The organism is Caldalkalibacillus mannanilyticus JCM 10596, assembly GCF_000615945.1.
Classification (GTDB): domain Bacteria; phylum Bacillota; class Bacilli; order Caldalkalibacillales; family JCM-10596; genus Bacillus_AT; species Bacillus_AT mannanilyticus.
Genome location: NZ_BAMO01000028.1, coordinates 66,234 through 72,574, shown reverse-complemented (window position 1 = coordinate 72,574; position 6,341 = coordinate 66,234). Strand labels below are relative to the sequence as shown.

The 6,341-nt window shown below is 34.0% G+C and carries 7 protein-coding genes; 6 read left to right on the top strand and 1 reads right to left on the bottom strand.

Features of this window, described 5'->3' with window-relative positions:
- On the bottom strand, positions 1 to 196 hold a 196-nt coding region (locus tag JCM10596_RS15340; protein ID WP_025027894.1), incomplete at its 3' end, for a transposase.
- Between the two features lie 299 nt (positions 197 to 495).
- Between JCM10596_RS15340 and JCM10596_RS15335 the strand changes: the two genes are divergently transcribed.
- The 6 genes from JCM10596_RS15335 to JCM10596_RS28075 all read left to right on the top strand — a co-directional run bounded on the left by JCM10596_RS15335 (position 496) and on the right by JCM10596_RS28075 (position 6,327).
- On the top strand, positions 496 to 939 hold the full coding sequence (locus JCM10596_RS15335) for a MarR family winged helix-turn-helix transcriptional regulator (RefSeq protein WP_025027893.1): 444 nt from the start codon (positions 496 to 498) through the stop codon (positions 937 to 939).
- 452 nt (positions 940 to 1,391) lie between these two features.
- Entirely contained in the window at positions 1,392 to 2,420 is a 1,029-nt protein-coding gene (locus JCM10596_RS15330; protein WP_025027892.1) for a siderophore ABC transporter substrate-binding protein, read from the top strand.
- Positions 2,421 to 2,439: 19 nt separating this feature from the next.
- Complete coding sequence (locus tag JCM10596_RS15325; protein ID WP_025027891.1) at positions 2,440 to 3,456, top strand: ABC transporter permease; 1,017 nt, start codon at positions 2,440 to 2,442, stop codon at positions 3,454 to 3,456.
- Positions 3,453 to 4,520 (top strand): iron chelate uptake ABC transporter family permease subunit, encoded by a 1,068-nt coding sequence (locus JCM10596_RS15320; protein ID WP_034681468.1) that lies wholly within the window; start codon positions 3,453 to 3,455, stop codon positions 4,518 to 4,520. Before JCM10596_RS15325 ends, JCM10596_RS15320 begins: the two co-directional genes overlap by 4 nt.
- On the top strand, positions 4,517 to 5,269 hold the full coding sequence (locus JCM10596_RS15315; protein WP_025027889.1) for an iron ABC transporter ATP-binding protein: 753 nt from the start codon (positions 4,517 to 4,519) through the stop codon (positions 5,267 to 5,269). Before JCM10596_RS15320 ends, JCM10596_RS15315 begins: the two co-directional genes overlap by 4 nt.
- Positions 5,270 to 5,715: 446 nt before the next feature.
- Positions 5,716 to 6,327 carry a TetR/AcrR family transcriptional regulator gene (locus JCM10596_RS28075; protein WP_025027888.1) on the top strand — a complete coding sequence of 204 codons (612 nt, stop codon included), beginning with the start codon at positions 5,716 to 5,718 and terminating at the stop codon, positions 6,325 to 6,327.
- The last annotated feature ends 14 nt before the right edge of the window (positions 6,328 to 6,341 follow it).

Genomic DNA, 6,341 nt, shown 5'->3' with positions numbered 1-6,341 from the left:
TGAGCTCTTCCTGTTCTGGAGTACGATTATCTTTTGCTTCGAAGGAACCCGTTGACTTATGCTGGCGAACCCATGTATCAAAGGCAGAGGGTGATAGATCATATTCCTTAATTATTTCACTTCTTGGCTTTCCTGCAGCATGCAATTGCACGATTTGTTCCTTAAATTCTTTTGAGAATGTTCTTCTTTTGGTCATTATGATTCTCCTCATTTGATATTTGAATCAAGTGTATATGACCTTAACGAAACTGTCCAACTAAGTGTAACCTATCCATTGTTCCACTAACGGTCCAGTTTGCTGAAGATTAATTGTATTCAAATCTAGAAAATTGTTATACCTAAAAGTGGATATAAATGTTATTCTCTTAGTAGGAATAGTATAAGATTTTGAATTTTTTTCTTAAACGAAGCAGTTTAATGTAAGAAGGGAATAATAATTATATTGGTGCTTTGAATAAAGTTTGATAAAAATTAAGTTTAGGATTGAGGGAGTTTATGGAGGAATATCGTAATTATGTTTTAGAAGATTCTGTTGGATTTCAAATAACGGATACAGCCAAGCTTGTTAGCAATCGTCTAAATTTAAATTTTAAAGAAAAAGGATACTCCATTACTCATGAACAATATTCAATTATGATTCGATTGTGGGAAGAGGATGGTTTGACTCAGAATAAACTGGCTACACTTACGAGAAGAGACCAACCTAGTGTTTCTCGTCTTGTAAATAGTTTAGAGAAAAATGGGCTAGTTACAAGAATAGCTCATCCTGTAGATAAAAGAACGAATTTAATTTTTTTGACAGCAACGGGGAAGAAATTGCAAGTTGGTTTAATTGAACAAGCCATGAAAACGATTGAGGATATTTCAGAAGGAATAGATTCTAATGAAATGGCAGTTTTTTTAAAAGTATTAAATAAAGTGAAAGAAAACTTAAGTTAAAAAATCTAGCTCTTCGTGCAATTAGAGCTAGATTTTTTTGTGATTAAATACTTGTATATGTAAATATTTAATTTGTCGACAATAAAAAATACTAATTTAAAAGCATTTAATCAAATTATAAATAGATGTCACTGCAACTAAATTTATTAATACTATTGACATTCATTATTAACAATAAGTATACTACTAACGTAGAACGATAATCATTATCATTTAGTTGGACGATGAACTCAAGTTTTAATAAATTAATAGTTGATAATTTTTTCATAATTGTTATAATATGATAGTGAAGTTGAGATTGATAATCATTATCATCGTTTTATGTTGTAGTTGTGCACTATGTGAAATAGATTCGAATCAGCATAAAAATAAAACATAGATAGTCAGTTTATCAGTTTCAATAAGCTCTTAGTTTTTTAAAGTTATAATACATAAGGAAAGAGGTATGAGAAATGGGGAAGTTTAAATTAACTATCATTTTGGCAATTTTTGTTTTGATGTTGGTAGCTTGTTCAAATTCAAATAATGCAATTAGTGAACCTGAAGCTAATGAATCTGAAACTAGTGGACAAACAGAGGAGTCTACTGAACCTGCAACAGTCGAAATCACTGATGCTCATGGAACTGTTACGGTTCCTGTAAATCCTAAGAATGTTGTTGCTTTGGATAATAGAACGTTTGAAACTTTAGCTGATTGGGGAATTGAGTTAGCTGCTGTTCCAAAGGCGGTAATGTTAGCAGATTCACCATATGTAAATGACGAAAATGTTCAAGATATTGGGAATCATCGTGAACCAAACCTTGAGATATTAGCCGCTGCAGACCCTGAACTTGTCATTGTTGGTCAAAGGTTTTCTGGATATTATGAAGATATCAAAAAATTAGTACCAAATGCTGTTGTTATTGATTTAAATATTGACGTTTCTGAGGAAGCTAGTACACCTGGAGAAAATTTAGTAAATGGATTTAAAGAAACTACACTTACTTTGGGGAAAATTTTTGATAAAAATAAAGAAGCTGAACAATTGGTAGCTGATTTAGATCAAGCAATTGAAAAAGCTAAGTCTGCGTATAATGGCAGTGATAAAGTGATGAGTGTTATCGTTTCTGGCGGAAATATTGGTTTTTCAGCTCCGCAAACTGGACGTGTTTGGGGGCCGCTGTATGAAATTTTTGGATGGACTCCGGCATTAGGAGTTGACAATACTACTACAGATCATCAAGGTGATGAAATTTCAGTTGAAGCTATTGCACAAAGTAACCCTGATTGGATCTTCGTATTAGATCGTGATGCTCCATTATCCAGTGTAACTGATAAAGTTCCTGCTCAGGATGTTATAGATAATTCACCTGCTCTTCAAAACACAACGGCTGTTTCCAAAGGTCAGATTGTTTATGCACCAAACAATACTTACTTAAATGAATCAGTGCAAACTTTTATAGAGTTATTTGAAAACATTGCTAATTCCTTAGCTAAGTAGTGTAAAGGGGTTTAACATAGTGCAGAAAAATATTATCACCGGGATTGAGAGGAGTTCTCAATCCCGGTTTTGTAACCACAATAAAATATGGACAAAATCTTTTATATTAGCCATTATAGTTGTCATTAGTTTAGGTATTATCTCACTCTTTACTGGAGTTTACGATATACGTGGACAAGAAGATGGAATGGAAATGTTTTTCATTACTCGTGTTCCAAGAACGGTTGCACTAATGCTTACCGGAGCTGCTATGGCAATGACAGGACTCGTAATGCAACTTATTACACAGAATCGTTTAGTTGAACCTACCACAACGGGTACTCTTGAGTGGGCAGGTTTGGGACTCCTTTTTGTTTATTTATTATTTCCTGGACCGACTTTAGTGCTAAGAATGACTGGTGCAATCATTTTTTCTTTTGTAGGAACGATGATTTTCTTTTTATTCTTAAGAAGGGTTAGACTTCGTTCCTCTTTAATTGTCCCAATCATTGGTTTGATGCTTGGTGCGGTCATTTCTGCAGTTTCTACTTTTTTGGGCCTTTTATTTCAAATGTCGCAAGTTATTGAAGGCTGGTTTGTAGGTTCTTTTTCGGCTGTTCAAGCTGGAAGGTATGAATATTTATGGATCATTGTGATCGTTACAATTATTATTTTTATTTATGCTAATAGATTGACTTTAGCTGGTCTAGGGGAAGATGTTGCAACGAGTCTTGGAGTAAATTATAACTCCCTCATTCTTTTGGCTAATGGTCTTATTGCTGTTGCTGTTGGTATTGTTGCGGCTGTTATTGGAAACTTGCCTTTTCTAGGATTAATTGTCCCAAATATTGTTTCAATGATTAGAGGAGATGACCTTAGAAGTAATTTGCCTTGGGTATGTTTGATCGGAATGGGGACGATTACTCTTTGTGACATCATTTCTCGAACCATTATTATGCCTTTTGAGGTGCCTGTCTCTTTAATACTTGGAACAATGGGTTCAGTCGTATTTCTTACGATCTTATTGAGACAAAGAAAATCAAGGAGGCTAATATGAACGCATTGGAATTGGAGTATAGAAATAAAGAAAATGTTAAAACCGATTTTAGCCTTCATAATGAAAATAGATCAGCTAGAGCTTTTCGTACTAAGAAAGATGAAAAGCGTTATTGGATACTGCTAATAACATTGATTGCTTTGAGTCTTCTTTGTTCGTACGGTCTTTTAGTTTATAACAATCCAGTTCCAGTAGATTCACCTTCTTTTATCCCAGTTGTTGAAAGAAGGATCGTAGCTGTTGTTGCAATGCTTATTGCTGCCATTTGCCACAGTTTGTCGACCGTTGCTTTTCAATCGATTACGAATAATAAGATTATAACTCCTTCTCTTTTAGGCTACGAAGCACTTTACTCAACCATTCATACGAGTGCAATGTTTTTATTTGGTGCTAGTGCATTGGTGAATTTTAGTGGTATTGGACCATTTTTTCTTCAAGTTAGTCTTATGGTTTTAATGAGTTTGATCCTTTATGGATGGCTACTTTCCGGAAAATATGGAAATTTACAGCTTGTGCTTTTGGTTGGGATTATTATTGGAACTGGGCTGAATACTGTGTCAGCTTTTATGAGAAGACTTCTTGCACCATCTGAGTTTGACCTTTTGCAGACAAGATTGATTGGTTCTGTCAATAATGCAAATACTGAATATTTTCCAATTGCCATTCCAATGGTCATCGCTATAGCATTTTTACTTTTTGCTTTTTCTAAGAAATTAAATATATTGTCACTTGGAAAAGATGTATCTACTACTTTTGGCGTTAGATACCAATCTAGTATCATTTATACGCTTGTATTAGTTGCTGTTTTGATGTCAATTTCAACGGCTATAGTTGGACCTCTTACTTTCTTTGGATTTTTAGTTGCCATTTTGAGTTATCAAGCGGCGCCAACTTATGATCACAGATATATTTTTCCAATGGCCCTTGCTATAGGGTTCTTTGTACTAACAAGTGCATACTTTTTAATGTATCATGTATTCAATTCCCAAGCTGTTTCCGTTTTTATTGAACTGTTTGGTGGATTAATATTTCTAATTGTAATTTTAAGGAAGAGGTCTCTATGATAAAAATCGATAATGCAAGAAAGATGTATACGGATAAAGTGAAAATTGGACCTTTGGATATTGAAATACCAAAAGCTGGTTTTACATCTTTAATTGGACCCAATGGTGCTGGAAAGTCTACGACACTTTTGATGATTGGAAGACTTTTAAATATGGATGAGGGACAAATTATGGTGGCAAATATGGATGTTTCTTCCTCCAAATCAAATGACTTAGCAAAAATTGTGACCATTTTGCGGCAAGAAAATCATTTTGTAACGAGGCTTACTGTTAGACAACTAGCTGGATTTGGACGTTTCCCTTATTCAAAAGGGAGATTAACCAAAGAAGATGAGGAGATTATTTCTAAATATATCGATTTTTTAGACTTGACCGATCTAGAAGATAGATATTTAGATGAGCTTTCAGGAGGTCAAAGACAACGAGCATATGTTGCAATGGTTTTGTGCCAAGAAACTGAATATGTGCTGTTAGATGAGCCTCTAAACAATCTTGATGTTGCTCGTTCTGTCCAAATGATGGAATACCTAAGACATGTTGCTAATGAATTTGGAAGAACCATTCTGACTGTTATGCATGATATAAATTTTGCAGCCAAGTATTCTGATAGAATTTGTGCTATGAAAGATGGACAAATTGCTGCTTTTGGAACAGTAGAAGAGATTATGGCCCCAGAGCTTTTGACAGATATTTTTGAAACGAAAATAGAAATTATCGATGGTCCTTATGGGCCTATAGCTGTTTATTAGTCAATAAGTTTTAGAAAACAGTAGCATGATGAAAGTTTAAAACTAAACAAACAATTCAGGTCAAGTCAGGTTGTGGTTATTCCTGGAGGGAGTCATGCATATGTTGCATTCCAGTATCCGCTAGAATTTAGCAAGGTGATTCAAGCGTTTCATAAGGAGATAGAGCAATATTAATGAAAGTTGCTTCAGCAAGAACCGTCACCACTTGTCGCACTTGCATTTTCATAAAAGGAATCACTATTATCCTTGCAGTGTTGTTCCAACGTAGAAAGGAAAAATAATTACATAACTATGAAACAAAAGCCATATTCTATGACCATAGAAATATGGCTTTTGCAATTTGGTTTCATGCTCTATTGACAGTATTAGATCGCAGTGTTAGATTTTCTATAGACTGACCGGTCTAGACTGTATGGTATATAAAATAATAAAGGAGGCAATAAAAATTGAAAGAAAAGTTTTTTGAAAGAAAAGCAGAATTGCTTGAGGCAGCATTAGAAGAATTTATATCAAAAAACTATGAAAATGCTTCGCTTAATAACATTATAAAGAATGCAGAGATTAGTAAAGGCACTTTTTACTATCACTTTCAGGATAAACAGGCACTTTACCTATTTTTATTAGAGTCTTCTGCAAAAACCAAATGGGAATTTGTGAGTAGTAGGATCGATGGATATACAGAAGCATATGAGGGAAAGGACATTTTTGAAAAATTTAAGATGCAAGCGAGGATTGGTGCAGAATTTGCCGTTGCTTTCCCCAAGTTTTATAGGTTGAGTAAGATGTTTACGAGAGAAAAGGGCAACAAAATATACGATATTGCAAAGAGTGTATTAGGAAGTGATACGGAAAAATTGCTTGAAGAAATGATAGACAAAGCCATAGAAAATGGGGACTTTAAAAAGGAATTTTCTAAGGAGTTTATTGTAAAAACTATAAGTTACCTATTTATCCATTTTGATGAGATTTTTTATAGGCCAGAGGATTTTGAACTTGAAAAAATGATTGAAAATCTTGATTGTTATGTGGATTTTATGAAAGGTGGCTTAGGTAAATAGGGAGTTTATCTAAA